Genomic DNA, 395 nt, shown 5'->3' on the forward strand with positions numbered 1-395 from the left:
ACACATCCGTCGGCGCAATCACCATCGTCGCCCCACCACAGAACGCCAACACCAACTCCAACACCGACGCATCGAAACTCGTCGACGCGAACGCGAGAACCCTCGAGTCCGTGGTGACACCGAACCGCGTTCTTTGCTCTTCGGCGAGGTTCGCGATACCTCGGTGGGTGACGACGACACCCTTCGGCACACCCGTCGACCCCGACGTATAGATCAAATACGCCACATCATCGAGCGACGGCACCGGCAACGAAACACCCACACCCGCACTCACATCAAGCTCAGCACCAACCTCATCGAGCACCAGCCACCCCACCCCAGGACCCGCCTCACCCAACACACCCACATACTCCGACACCGTCACACCCACCACAGCACCCGAATCCGACAACATA

Annotated in this window: 1 protein-coding gene; it reads right to left on the reverse strand. The window is 60.8% G+C overall.

What is annotated here, in order from left to right:
* Positions 1-395, reverse strand: a 395-nt coding sequence (locus A2J03_RS23940) for an AMP-binding protein (protein WP_156520562.1), incomplete at both ends; no start/stop codon positions are given.

The sequence above is a fragment of the Rhodococcus sp. EPR-157 genome (assembly GCF_001647195.1).
Taxonomy (GTDB): Bacteria; Actinomycetota; Actinomycetes; order Mycobacteriales; family Mycobacteriaceae; genus Rhodococcoides.